The following is a 12,086-nucleotide window of genomic DNA, read 5'->3' on the forward strand; positions in this document are numbered from 1 at the left end:
TAGGCAGACTTTTTTGTTTGTCGTTAAATATAGGAGTGATGTTTGATTTGTTTCATAAAACTAAATGGGTTCCATTAACCCCAACATTAGAAAATCATCCTGATAAGGCTTTGATCTATTATTTGTCCAGGCGGTTTATCATTGACCCAATCCTCATGCACTGGTTATTTGAACAAGGGTATAACAATGAAGAAAAAGTGGAAAAGTTGTTTTTTCCTAATTTAGATGACTTTCACGATCCTTTTTTGTTAAACGACATGAAAAAAGCCATGCTTCGAATCATTAAAGGAATTCTTCAACAAGAAAAAATACTCATTTTTGGTGATTACGATTGTGACGGGATGACAGCAACAACCATATTGTATCAGGCATTAAAAAGATTCGGGGCAAATGTCACCTTTCGTCTTCCTCTTCGAAGTGAAGGATACGGCATAACAAGTCAGGCGATATTAGAAGTTGCCGAGCAAAATGTTTCTCTAATTATTACAGTTGATAATGGTTCTTCCGCCCATGCAGCGATGCAAGCCGCAAAAGAAAATAGGATTGATGTGATCGTGACTGATCATCATGACATTCTACAAGGTCACCCCGACTGCTATGCTTTTATTAACCCAAAACGAAAAGATAATACTTACCCATTTCCTGATTTAGCTGGGGTTGGTGTAGCACTAAAAGTGATTCACGGTCTATATCAACTTGCAAACCGTGATTGGAAAATCAATATCTGGAATTATTTAGAGGTAGCAACGATTGGGACAATTGCGGATTTAGTCCCCTTACATGGTGAAAATCGAGTAATTTGTCAAATGGGGTTAAAGAGAATGGCAAACGGCTCCAATCCTGTATTAAAACTGATGATGAAAAACCTGCACGTTTCATCAGTAGATAGTACCACCATTGGATTCCAAATTGCTCCCATCTTTAACGCCTGTGGAAGAATTGATGATCCAAATTTGGTTGTTCAACTCTTGAACAACCCTAAAACAACAAAATTAGAAGTAGAACAATTAATTGCAATTAATAAAAAGCGGCAATCGCTAACACTCGAACAAGTTCACCTTGCCGAAAAAGTAATTCAAGAGAAGAAGCTATATGATAACAATGTAATTATTGTACATGGACCTTTTCATAAAGGGATTATTGGAATTATTGCTGGACGAATTTCAGAAACTTATCACAAGCCAGCCATTGTGATTTCAGAAGACGGTACAGGTTCTTGCCGAGGAGTTAATGGAACCGATTTTTCCATGATTAGCACCCTTGAACGATGTGGTGAGTATTTCAAAAAGTTTGGCGGACATAAAGCAGCCGCGGGGTTTTCAATTGACCTTAATTTAATACCTATGTTCCAACAAGCTGTACAACCTTCAGCTGCTTTAGAAGGTTCGATTGCGCCTGTTAAAACGGTTCAATCCATCTTTCCAGTACAATCATTAACAAACGAGATGATTAAAGACTTAGCTTCCCTTGAACCGTTTGGAATGAACTTTCAAAAGCCGCTTTTTTACTCAGGTAAAGTTTCTCCAAAGGATTTGGCTACTTTCGGTCAAGCAAATCATCACTTATCCTTTCAGGTTGGAAAGAAAAAAGTTTTATGTTTCGGAAAAGGAAATTACATTAATCATCTTAAGAGCAAACAAATAGGATTTTTATATAAGCCGCCATCAACAATTGACCATTTGTTTGTAGATGATTTGAAAGTAGCAAAATAAACAGATTTAATTATAAAAGCCAACAAAAAATCCTTGAGTGCTTCTTAAGATTTTTTGTTGCTTTTTTAAATATCCCTATAAATTGATCCACACAATCTAATCCGCTGCTAAATTAAAGCTTCCGTTAGTGGAATAAAGAAATATTTCAAAATTATAGGAATGTGAGCTGATGGAATATGTGAGCTTTTCCATTCCAGTCAATTATATATTGTTCAACACCTACTACTGCTGTTTCTGGTTTTATGTTTTGATTATGAACCCATTCCTTAATTGAAGGCAATACTTCATTATGAAATTCATTCCTTGCAATATGTGGATAGTGGTCTTGGGATATTGGATACAAATTAATACATATATCTTTATCTCTATTACAAGAAACTGATGCTACAACAGTACCATTCAGTTCTGGCGGGCGTTTACAACGACTATCAAATTCAAACTTTCGATTTAGACCAAAAAAAACATCAATATCTTCATCGTTGGAAAAATGATATTTAATTTGCCGTTTATTCGTCGCGTAAGTCTCTAATGTGTTCAGATTCCGATAAAAACTAATCTTCATTTTCTCACCCCAAAAAAATATCGAAATAATTAATATTCAACTTAATACCCTTGTTGAAGTATCCTGCTTTACTTCAATAAGCAATAGAGCAATTCCTGTTTAGTAAAGGATTGCTCCCTTTACTTTAATAAGCGAAGGAACTACCTTCAAGACAACTCCTTCTTCCGTTCAAGCCACTGTTTGTTGAGATTAACTCTTTTTTATTAGTGAAAAATGCGAAAATAAAGTGCAATAATATAATTGACGACAATAAAGAGGGAGTAAATTTTTCCAATTAATAAAATACACCCTTTTTCATTTCGGGTGAAAATTAAGTAGCCAATACACAATATCAGTTGAATTATATACAAAGGGGCTACCGCAAGATTTGAGTATAGTTCTGGAAAGGGCATTTCCATAATTTTGTCATCCATTTGATTTTCTCCACTGTGAGATAAAAAAATGGACAATATACCGAAAATAGAACCTATAATAATCAAAATAACTTCTCTTGAGAATTTTCTATCCCATTTACTAACAAACCTCTTCGAAATACTTCTATCATCATTGGTTGCCTTTTTTAATTCTTTACCAAATCTAGATGTCTGGATAATTAAATATAAAAATATGCTAATTGAAATTACAGCAAATATTAATCTTAACCAATTCATCAATTTCACCCTCAATATTAACGTGTTTCCATTATACATTTCCAAGCGAAATATGGTTTACTCTTTCTTCAACTAAAGGGAGTTTAAGTGAAACGGTTCACAATTGCCTATTCTATTATCTCGCCTGAATAAACCTTCAGTTTCTCCTTAGCAATTGTCAATGCACTATTTAAGTTGTCAGTAAGTGAAAAGTCTGTGGACTGTTGTAGCCAAGTTTCCCATTCACTATCCCAAAAATAAACATCAATTTCTAATAGTCCGTCTTTCAATCGCTTATTAATTTCAACTTTATATGCCTTACTTGGTGAGTATATTTCTTTAACAAGTTCAAGCATAATTCTACACTCCCAAATTAATTTGTATTAAACACAACTTTCTTGTTCAATCATTGCACTCGTAAATTGAATAAGTATTATCTCTATTTTGAATGTAATTACTTATTAGGGACATCCTTTATAAAAACTCTAAATTCTTTTTTCCTTCCTCGTCTTTTAATCCCTAAAATATACATACTTTTTTCCTTATCATGTACAATTCTGAACTTGTAACATCCATATTTAGTAAGAATGATTTTACTAATAACTTCTATAAATTCTTTTTTTGTGCCTTCAAATGACAGGACCTCATAACCATTGCCACCATAACCTGGATTTCTAGTAATGTAAAATACAGTATAAGATTTTTTCATAGCTTCACCCTACATTGAGTCTTCGTAGTTTATTTTTTCAAGTTATAACTTATTTTCTATTTTCTCCCTTCATTACCTTCAATAGTTAAACAAGCGATAGCATTTGTTCCGCTATCGAGCATCCGTTAGTTGAGTAACATGTCTTATTTAAGTATTTTGCTTAATCGTTTCCTCTACGTAACTAAGAAGATTACTGTATGGTGAGTTCCCTTTCAAAAATTGCGATACCACATCCAAAGGTAATATCACCATATCCCTCTTTTTAGAATAAAGAACACCCTGAATTTTGCTATTACTAAACTCTCCATTAAGATTGGGCGAATAATTACGTACAGAATCAGACTCATACCAGTAAAAATCTTGATTAATGCTATTTTTAATAACCTCACCAATATACGCACCTATACGTTCCGCTAAATTATCAAAATGCCTACTTAACAGTTCATTACCAAACTCCGTATTCATTAATCTTTTTGCATAGATATCAATATAACGAACGCTTTCAATAGTGAAGTCTAAATTTCTTTTAGTAAGGTTCTCTTTATCCCATAAATCATCTGAAACATCCTGATACATTAATTTTGCAATGCCTTTTAAATCATCTTTTTTTAATTTTGCTTTATTTAAAAAACTAAACATAGGATGGGATTTCTCCTTTATCAATTGACTACATGTACAGCTATGATAATTATATCTCTTATTCCACTAACCTTCTCTTTTGTGAAAAAGCGACTAGTCTTTTTGAACAAATGCTACTCATTGTTGATTAAGTTAATATTCACTACCATCACAACCGCACTCATATTCCTTGAAGTTATATTCTTTGTACAGTCTGAAATCTTTAAGATCACTTGTATCTGATTCATAAACCTTAACCACGGAAGCAACATCAACCTTTGCCAATACCCTTACTTGTGTTTCCAAATCCTTAGTTGAATCTAAATTATATTTGTTCATATCTAAATAAATATTATTGTGTTCACAAATCTCATACGTCACTGCGAAATAATATTTTTTCATCATTCTACTCCCCAAATTTTTGTTACCCTAATTTACCCAATCCTTATTGAACTATTCTGCTTACTTCAATAAGAAGAAGCGACTACCCTTTATTGAGCAATCGCATCCGAATACAACACCAATAAATACATAAATAAACCATCGTATAAAAAGCCGTTTGTTAAGAAGGATTTTTCATTTTATTCTCTATCACTCTCAAAATCACTTGCTGGAAAGCCATTATTATTGCACCTAATAAAAGGATAAACATCGGTCTATCGACTCGATTAGCAAAATTATAAATACAGATAATACCTATTAATAAAAATATCAAACTTGAAGTTGTTACAATCAAAACTACACGTTTTGAAGGTACTATGTTATTTTTGGGGTTACTGGTTTTAAGAATTTTAAATAGCGGATATAAAATAACTACCAAAAGAAAAAATAAAGCTATTTGAATGAAATTAAACCAAAACATAAATTACCCCTTTATCACTTGAATTTTTTAATTGTATTTTACTAAACTCGTATGCTTTTATATATTGGAATTTTTTGTTATTTATTATTATACAACCTTCCACTAACCTCTACTCTTTAGTTTAGAACAACAAAAACAGGAGCAACCCCAATATAGTTACTCCAATTAATTAATTATTGCCCCCGTCAGATAAAATTTAAGGGTTATTCAATAAACTTTTTAATTTAATCAACGCATCACTTACTTCTTTTCTTAGATCCATTTTAATGATCTTACTTCTTCAAGTAAGCCTCTAATACTTCCTTAAGAAGTGTCACTGCTACTATTATTAATGCTTTTTTAGATCCTATTGAATGTTAATCGATTTTTCCTGTGTATTTAACGACTCATAAATAGAATTCACAACATTCGTAATGACTTTTCCAACATATTTGTACCGCTTCTTTTCAATTGGACATTTATATGTCCCATCTTCTAAATAAATCTCTTTTCTCCATGTGTGGTTTTCGTCAAAAAGAGTAGATAAAACTTTATTTTTTAATTCCGTCTGCATCTCTTGATTTATAGACATTTTTTTAATCATATTCATCAAGTTATTTTTTGTTTCATCATAGGATTTAGGTAATTGAAAATTTTCGTCGTCTTCAATCCTATTCTTTTCCTCTTTAGTTTTCATTTTTAATTTATTCTTCAATGATTGAGCTTCTCTTTCGTATTCTTCACATAACTGATACATTTCTTTATATTCCTCTTCCCACTTTGATGCTTCTTTCTGAACATCAAATAATGCTTCTTGCAAATATTGAATTTCTGTTTCTTTTTCTTGGACTTGATTTTGTAAATAATTCACCATTTCATTTAATAGTTCATAGTTATCTTCCTCACCAACATTTATAGGAAGCACTTCCCCTTCCACTTGATGGTCTATATCTCCGCTCTTCGTTTCTTTTATCATTTCGCCTTTATGTTCGTTAATTTTCATTGAGATTTCTTTTGGTACTTCTTTTTCTTGATACTCTTCATAAACAGCCATAATTGATGGTAATCCTGGGCGTTCTTCTTCAATAAATTCAAACAAGTCATCATGATAAATACGATAACCTTCTTTCCTATTTTCAGACCGTTCCCCTCGCATCTTCCCTTGCCGAATCCATCGTGTGACCATTTGTACACTGTCTGTAATATAATATTTTCTTAATATGTTTACTACCTGATGAACATCATATTCAACCATTTAAGTCACCGCCCAAATTTTTATCCCTTGTTTAGTAACTTTATGGTGGTAGCGTTACAACTATTACATTACAAAATAAAAAAGCTTAGAATCTATTGAATTCCAAGCAATCGAAAACTTATTTATATAATTCCAGCCTTTTTAAATCAATAATGAATTCACCTTTTTTGAGAATGTCCAACCCGATTAAACCATTTATGCCAAATTCATTATCAAGTGTGCCGAAATCAATTTTTATTTTTTCTAATTTAACTGTATCTAATTCAACACTATCTAACTCTTTTCGGAAAGAATATTCTTCTCCTCCGACACCTACCATTGTTACTAATTGATCACCTGGTTCAAAGAAAATTCCGATATCATCGACAACATCAGATGATATTAATGAATGAGCAGCTCCAGTATCAATGACCATTCGGTCAACAACTTTTATTTTCCCCTGATATTGGATTGTCAGCGATGTTTGCAAAAGATAATCAACATATTCAATCTTCATGTAAGAATACCTCGAAAAGCAGCTCGTCGTCTAATCTCAATTACAATTTTTTCATTTTTCGTATGATACACAAGTGTACCTGGTTTTGCATGGAGTAATTCATTGGTGGCTTCTTTTGCATCAGTTATAGGACGTATTATCGCTACTTCATCAACATACTTTTTATCACCATCAATATGGGATTCTAAAATGTTTAGCAAAACATATTGATCAGGAAAAATCTTTCGCACTTCTTCCCATTTCATAATGCCACCTCCATATAAGCTTGTTTCCTTTATTTTACCATAAGATATATTTGTTTTCTTTTTATTAGTAATTTTTTTCACATAACTAGTTTAACAATTGTTCCTAACTAATCGCTCCAATACTAGGGATAAATGATAAAATAAATAAGAAAAAATTTTTATGGATATATGTTGAATATTGTTACTGTATTTCTTTGTATCTATACAGGGTTTCTTGTTAAAATAGGCAATCTCATTGACTAGGAGGATACATCTATGATTAAAAATGGAGGTGTTAGTATTAAGTACGACTTTTATAAAGGAAGCAATTTTTGGAAAGAAAATGGTTGGATGATTCGTGAACCCATTGATGTTGAGACAGTTAATCAAGCAGAGAAAATTTTAAATGTGCAATTTCCAATATCCTATATAGAGTTACTGAAGCAGCAAAACGGTGGGGAACCAAATTATCCAAACTTTTTTATATCAACGGGACATAAGAAGGATATAACCGATATTGAAGGGATTATTCTGGACCCAGACGATGGAAGTAGTTTTTTATATACAAAGGGTGTATTAAAGGAAGTTGGACTACCCCAGGAATTATTTGTACTATGGAATGATTATCACAACTGGTTAGTATTAGATTACCGTAAAACAAAGAAAAATCCTCCAGTCTTTTATATTATGGAAGACTACTCAGCAGAAGAAAAGTCCTGGGATTATTTTGAGGTTGCACCTTCCTTTGATAATTTTCTAAAAAAATTGTTTCGTGTACCTCCGTTAGACCCTAAAAATCTAAAACCAAGTTATAGTCGAAAAAAATAAATTTCTTAATAAAGAAACAAGTGCGACGCTTAATAAAAGGAGATCGCTCTCCTTTTTCGACTATTATTTGTTTAGTTGAAGAAACAAGTTATAAAAGTATTCGAGGTGAAATGTATGAGATATACTTGTCCTTGCTGTGGGTATAAAACATTAGATGAAGAACCACCAGGTACATATGGAATTTGCAAAATATGCTTTTGGGAAGATGATGATGTTCAATTTCGAGATCCTGATTTTGAGGGCGGGGCTAATGATGTTTCATTAAGACAAGCACAAAAAAACTTCATTATGTTTGGGGCTTGTGAAGAAGATTGTATTGAATTTGTAAGAAAGCCAAATAAAAAAGATATAAAAGATCCTAATTGGAAACCCTTTATTTAGAAAAAGTTATTTTTTTATCGGTGCTTTGATTATACAAGAAGGAGTGAAAGCAGGATATTTTAAGAATTCAACCTGTAAAGGAATATAACCTTATCCTTTTTATTTCGCCTTTATTTGCTTCTAAATACCACATTGGACTTCCATATAGTTACCTTCATCTTCTTCAATACTTAAAGTTACTTATCTAAACCGATGATTTATTTCTTCTCGATAATATTCACCGATCATTTCATTGTATTTGTTATATATTGAGCCTATCGATTCTTTATTACTAGCGATAACTTCACAGCCTCTATCATCATATATAAAAAAGATGACATTTTTTGTGACATTAATAAAAAATACGTCTGGACAGTATATACCGCATTTTTTTCTTAAATTGGGCTTCAAGAAAAAATCTTGGTTGCAAATTGCTTTAATTAGTAATGGATATCGAATATCTTGTTTGCTGCAAAATAATGAATACTGAGAAGTGCAACATTTCACAGCTTCGTCTTCATCATCAAAAAGATACGGTACGGTCTCCTGTTTCAATTTAAATTTTAGATTTTTGTTCTTTATGTAGTGTTGATAAACTTTCATTTTTTTCAAGTTTTTAATTGAACGATTATTATGATGATAATCATTCGTAACCAAAAGGATTTTATCTTTTTCTGAGAAAATATCATTAAAAATGGATACAGCTTCATTGTACACTTGACTAAAATACTCACCATTTAGCTCATCTGTTTCTGATTTAAATTGATACATTCCTTTACCAAATTCAAGATGAAGACTTATATCCCATTGGTAGTAAAGACTAGGCTTTAAAATAAGACCAGGAAAAGTATTATTTATATATTCTCTTAGCTCCATGACCTTTAACTCCATTTATAAAAATTTTTGTTTCAAACTAATATCTTACTTCAAGCCCTCTATTTCATAACTCATTATCCATTCAGTATTGGACAAATAATAAATTTTAAAAACACGCTTTCGCATTTCCTCAGCCGAATAATTAGGAGTAGGATTTAGCGGTACCCCTCGCCTTTATGTTATGTTTTTAATGAAACGGAATAATAACTTTGGAATGAAAGCTATTATGTTCCAAATAATTGAAAATACTATGGAGTCTCGAATTTCGATTAAAACACTTTTGAAAAAACTTCTTTTTCTTATTTTTTGTTTGTCCTCCATCCTCTACACCTTCTCACTCTAAGATTACTCCTTCAATATCCCAACCGCTGACAAATTGCTCTTTCGTAATTAGACCATTCATCCACTTTTCTATGTGGTCTCGTTCCATAAAAATTGCTTCTGTTAGTGTATTATTCTTATATACCCAAATAAAAATCTCTTGTGCTGGTGTTTCTAGGGCTAATGCTGTTAATTTGAGAAGATAATCAACATCTAGGTCTTCCGTGCCAGTCGATTCAAATGTAATACTTAAATAGAGTTCTTGTCCTATTTGTTTATCTAGATATAAAGCTGCACCATTGTATTTGATTACTTTTGGCAAAAGCTGATTTTCTATTTCTCTATATTCATTGTTTACTTTAAATTGATTGATAGCAATCCCTATACCAATAAGTAAAATACATGATATTAAAACAAAGATGTGTTTTCTTTTAATCAACTATGGGTCTTCCTTTCCAAGTGTACTTGCTGTTGAATATGGTAAATAACTTTGTATGTAATAAAAACCATAAATTTACGGAATTGAATAAAAAAACGTATATTATGGCTTACATAAATTATTAAGTCATTCAAAAGAATTTTAATATTCCCCCCTGGTTTTTTCCCAGTTAGGGTCTTTTTTCCAATGATAAGTATCGTTAAAAATGTTTAACTTATGATCATTTATTTCAATTGTTTCGTTGTCTAACCATTTTATATTTACTGTACTTTCATCATAATTCCAATAAATTGTTTTTATTTCATTCCCAAAATCAATTTCTACTCTTATTGCTGCTCTTACCGTAGCCCCGCCTTCGTCTATTAAATAAGCTTTAGCCATATACTCATTATTTGGTGATGGATATTCTGTTAAAAATTCTCCCTCAGATAATTCATCTAACTCAACATTGAGAAAATCATAAATAGGTATCCCAATTATAAATATAATTCCTAATACAACAAGCCATTTTTTCATTAACTTTTCTCCTTTTTTTCATGCCATGTTTCGCTAACCTGTATCGTTACTTGAAAAAGAAAAAAGCACTGCAATTATTTAAATGATCTTGCTATTTTTAAAAATTGAGTTTTTTTTATAAGATCATTCGAGACATAATCCATGGAATAATAGAGTCCATCGTGGTACCAATCAATACGGTTTACTTCATCAATTTCAGTATAGTAACCTATGGCATCATCATATAAATAGACTTTTTCTCCTATTTCCCTATAATATAAAGGTTTTTCGGGGGATACATTGTATGTTAATTCTTGAGAAAAACCCCTTTGATACGTTATTTGTAATTGATTTAATTCTTTATCAATCCAGCCATATTCTTTTTTGGGTTTAAACGTAATATAACTAGGGGTCTTGACATCATAACCGAAATCTGAAATAGCTTCATTAATTGGTTTTGTTTTATATTCTTCGTTTTGTACCACCTCTATAAAGGAGAGGCTCATGGAACCTATCCAATAAAATGGTAAGAGAACAAACCAAAGCAATAGTGCTTTCTTTATGGAAAAACGATGAGCTTCACTAAGACAAATAACAAAAATTATAATACTCCAAACTGATAAAATAATTGCAATTCCTGATAGGATATAAATCCCTAGGGATATCAATCCTTCATCAGATAAACCACTACTATCGCCAAATAATAAAAAGGCTAAAATCGATAAACCAGTTAAAACAACATATGGAATTGCATGACAAACCACGGCAATTTGTAAATCTCTGTATCTCCCTTTGCCACCAAGCAAACTTCCTAGCCATTTAAGAAATCCACTAATTAAGTAATACCAAATAAGACCAACGACTATCCCTAATATAATTTCTATAAATAAAATAACTACACGAGGCATTTCCTGCCCGATTCCTCTATCAGACAGTTCAAATAAAGCAGTTGATAATCCGTAAAACAACATCATAAAATAAAAAAACTTTGGATTAGGGTTTTCTAATAAATTTCTCATTGTTTCTCTTGGTTTAAACCATACAGTAAAAAGGGAATTAAAATGTGTAATTTTTTGATCCAAGAATTTTACCCTCCTGATTTAAAGGTATTTTTAGGTTAAACAACTTTTTACATTTGTAACTCCCTTATTAATACACAAAATAGAGTTGCTGATACATTTTGATATTCAAATCTTGCACCCTCTCAATAAGGGTACAAAGAAACCCATAACTTCACCTCACATTTTCTCTTTTCCTTTTAAGTATCAAACTGTCTTGTCTTTTTAAACTAAACTCCTGCTTCTAATGCAAAAGAAACGATCACTTGTAAGCAATCGCATCCGTTAACATAATAAGGATTATTTACTTAATTGCTTATCCAATAATGATTTAAAAGCCTTTTGAGCATTTGAATTATTTATCATCCTTTTAATTAGAAACCGACTTTGTAAAAATTTCCTTACTCGCCTGTTCCCGAAAAACAGACGATGATACTTTTCATCAGTATATAACTCATTAAACCATTTATGCTTTCTTAGTTCTTCAATATGTTTGTCTATTTTCCTTGTATCCAAGGAGTCGTCTTGACCGATACTTCCAAGCAACCCAGCAATAATTTCAAAAATCATAAAAGGAGTCTCCTTTAAGAGAAATAATCATTAGTATAATTCTCCCAAAAATTTGACACAAGTGACTAATCCTTCTTCCGCTAAAAAAGCGTT

At 31.5% G+C, this 12,086-nt stretch carries 18 protein-coding genes; 3 read left to right on the top strand and 15 right to left on the bottom strand.

The genetic code is table 11. The features are described from left to right. Window positions 1-47 precede the first annotated feature (47 nt). Window positions 48-1,712, top strand: a complete 1,665-nt coding sequence (gene recJ, locus ACJ2A9_RS06015) for a single-stranded-DNA-specific exonuclease RecJ (RefSeq protein WP_441420709.1) — start codon at window positions 48-50, stop codon at window positions 1,710-1,712. A gap of 151 nt (window positions 1,713-1,863) precedes the next feature. On the opposite strand, the gene ACJ2A9_RS06020 is transcribed toward recJ, so the two are convergent. From ACJ2A9_RS06020 to ACJ2A9_RS06065, 10 genes are all read right to left on the bottom strand, one after another. Continuing rightward, on the bottom strand, window positions 1,864-2,274 hold the full coding sequence (locus tag ACJ2A9_RS06020; RefSeq protein ID WP_441420710.1) for a hypothetical protein: 411 nt from the start codon (window positions 2,272-2,274) through the stop codon (window positions 1,864-1,866). A gap of 203 nt (window positions 2,275-2,477) precedes the next feature. After that, entirely contained in the window at window positions 2,478-2,924 is a 447-nt protein-coding gene (locus tag ACJ2A9_RS06025) for a hypothetical protein (RefSeq protein ID WP_441420711.1), read from the bottom strand. A 107-nt stretch (window positions 2,925-3,031) separates the two neighbouring features. Next, window positions 3,032-3,259, bottom strand: coding sequence for a hypothetical protein (locus ACJ2A9_RS06030; protein ID WP_441420712.1), 228 nt, complete (start codon window positions 3,257-3,259; stop codon window positions 3,032-3,034). A gap of 98 nt (window positions 3,260-3,357) precedes the next feature. Next, on the bottom strand, window positions 3,358-3,612 hold the full coding sequence (locus tag ACJ2A9_RS06035; protein WP_441420713.1) for a hypothetical protein: 255 nt from the start codon (window positions 3,610-3,612) through the stop codon (window positions 3,358-3,360). Between the two features lie 147 nt (window positions 3,613-3,759). Next, window positions 3,760-4,251 (bottom strand): hypothetical protein, encoded by a 492-nt coding sequence (locus tag ACJ2A9_RS06040; protein WP_441420714.1) that lies wholly within the window; start codon window positions 4,249-4,251, stop codon window positions 3,760-3,762. Window positions 4,252-4,383: 132 nt separating this feature from the next. Further along, window positions 4,384-4,632 carry a hypothetical protein gene (locus ACJ2A9_RS06045; protein WP_441420715.1) on the bottom strand — a complete coding sequence of 83 codons (249 nt, stop codon included), beginning with the start codon at window positions 4,630-4,632 and terminating at the stop codon, window positions 4,384-4,386. A gap of 160 nt (window positions 4,633-4,792) precedes the next feature. Beyond that, complete coding sequence (locus tag ACJ2A9_RS06050; RefSeq protein ID WP_441420716.1) at window positions 4,793-5,092, bottom strand: hypothetical protein; 300 nt, start codon at window positions 5,090-5,092, stop codon at window positions 4,793-4,795. A 346-nt stretch (window positions 5,093-5,438) separates the two neighbouring features. Next, the gene (locus ACJ2A9_RS06055) at window positions 5,439-6,326 is read right to left on the bottom strand and encodes a hypothetical protein (RefSeq protein ID WP_441420717.1); all 888 of its coding nucleotides are present in this window, start codon (window positions 6,324-6,326) and stop codon (window positions 5,439-5,441) included. 118 nt (window positions 6,327-6,444) lie between these two features. Continuing rightward, complete coding sequence (locus tag ACJ2A9_RS06060; protein WP_441420718.1) at window positions 6,445-6,822, bottom strand: aspartyl protease family protein; 378 nt, start codon at window positions 6,820-6,822, stop codon at window positions 6,445-6,447. Then, window positions 6,819-7,067 carry a hypothetical protein gene (locus ACJ2A9_RS06065; RefSeq protein ID WP_441420719.1) on the bottom strand — a complete coding sequence of 83 codons (249 nt, stop codon included), beginning with the start codon at window positions 7,065-7,067 and terminating at the stop codon, window positions 6,819-6,821. The genes ACJ2A9_RS06060 and ACJ2A9_RS06065 overlap by 4 nt, the downstream gene beginning before the upstream one ends. A 255-nt stretch (window positions 7,068-7,322) precedes the next feature. Between ACJ2A9_RS06065 and ACJ2A9_RS06070 the strand changes: the two genes are divergently transcribed. Together ACJ2A9_RS06070 and ACJ2A9_RS06075 are read left to right on the top strand one after the other, a co-directional pair. After that, a complete protein-coding gene (locus tag ACJ2A9_RS06070; protein ID WP_441420720.1) occupies window positions 7,323-7,874 on the top strand; it encodes an SMI1/KNR4 family protein in 552 nt (183 codons plus the stop codon). Window positions 7,875-7,988: 114 nt separating this feature from the next. Then, window positions 7,989-8,255 (top strand): CPCC family cysteine-rich protein, encoded by a 267-nt coding sequence (locus ACJ2A9_RS06075; RefSeq protein WP_441420721.1) that lies wholly within the window; start codon window positions 7,989-7,991, stop codon window positions 8,253-8,255. Between the two features lie 180 nt (window positions 8,256-8,435). Here the strand turns inward: ACJ2A9_RS06075 and ACJ2A9_RS06080 are convergent, their stop codons facing one another. The 5 genes from ACJ2A9_RS06080 to ACJ2A9_RS06100 form a co-directional block, all read right to left on the bottom strand. Beyond that, window positions 8,436-9,110 carry a DUF3885 domain-containing protein gene (locus tag ACJ2A9_RS06080; RefSeq protein ID WP_441420722.1) on the bottom strand — a complete coding sequence of 225 codons (675 nt, stop codon included), beginning with the start codon at window positions 9,108-9,110 and terminating at the stop codon, window positions 8,436-8,438. A gap of 334 nt (window positions 9,111-9,444) precedes the next feature. Beyond that, window positions 9,445-9,870: a hypothetical protein gene (locus tag ACJ2A9_RS06085; RefSeq protein ID WP_441420723.1), complete on the bottom strand. Its 426-nt coding sequence runs from the start codon at window positions 9,868-9,870 to the stop codon at window positions 9,445-9,447. A gap of 141 nt (window positions 9,871-10,011) precedes the next feature. Continuing rightward, window positions 10,012-10,386 (bottom strand): DUF5412 family protein, encoded by a 375-nt coding sequence (locus ACJ2A9_RS06090; RefSeq protein ID WP_441420724.1) that lies wholly within the window; start codon window positions 10,384-10,386, stop codon window positions 10,012-10,014. A 74-nt stretch (window positions 10,387-10,460) separates the two neighbouring features. Beyond that, a complete protein-coding gene (locus ACJ2A9_RS06095; RefSeq protein ID WP_441420725.1) occupies window positions 10,461-11,447 on the bottom strand; it encodes a Yip1 family protein in 987 nt (328 codons plus the stop codon). A gap of 276 nt (window positions 11,448-11,723) precedes the next feature. Further along, window positions 11,724-11,993: a hypothetical protein gene (locus ACJ2A9_RS06100; RefSeq protein WP_441420726.1), complete on the bottom strand. Its 270-nt coding sequence runs from the start codon at window positions 11,991-11,993 to the stop codon at window positions 11,724-11,726. Window positions 11,994-12,086: the final 93 nt, after the last annotated feature.

Origin of the sequence: Anaerobacillus sp. MEB173 (genome assembly GCF_052119505.1) — a bacterium.
Classification (GTDB): Bacteria; Bacillota; Bacilli; order Bacillales; family JBJMAU01; genus JBJMAU01.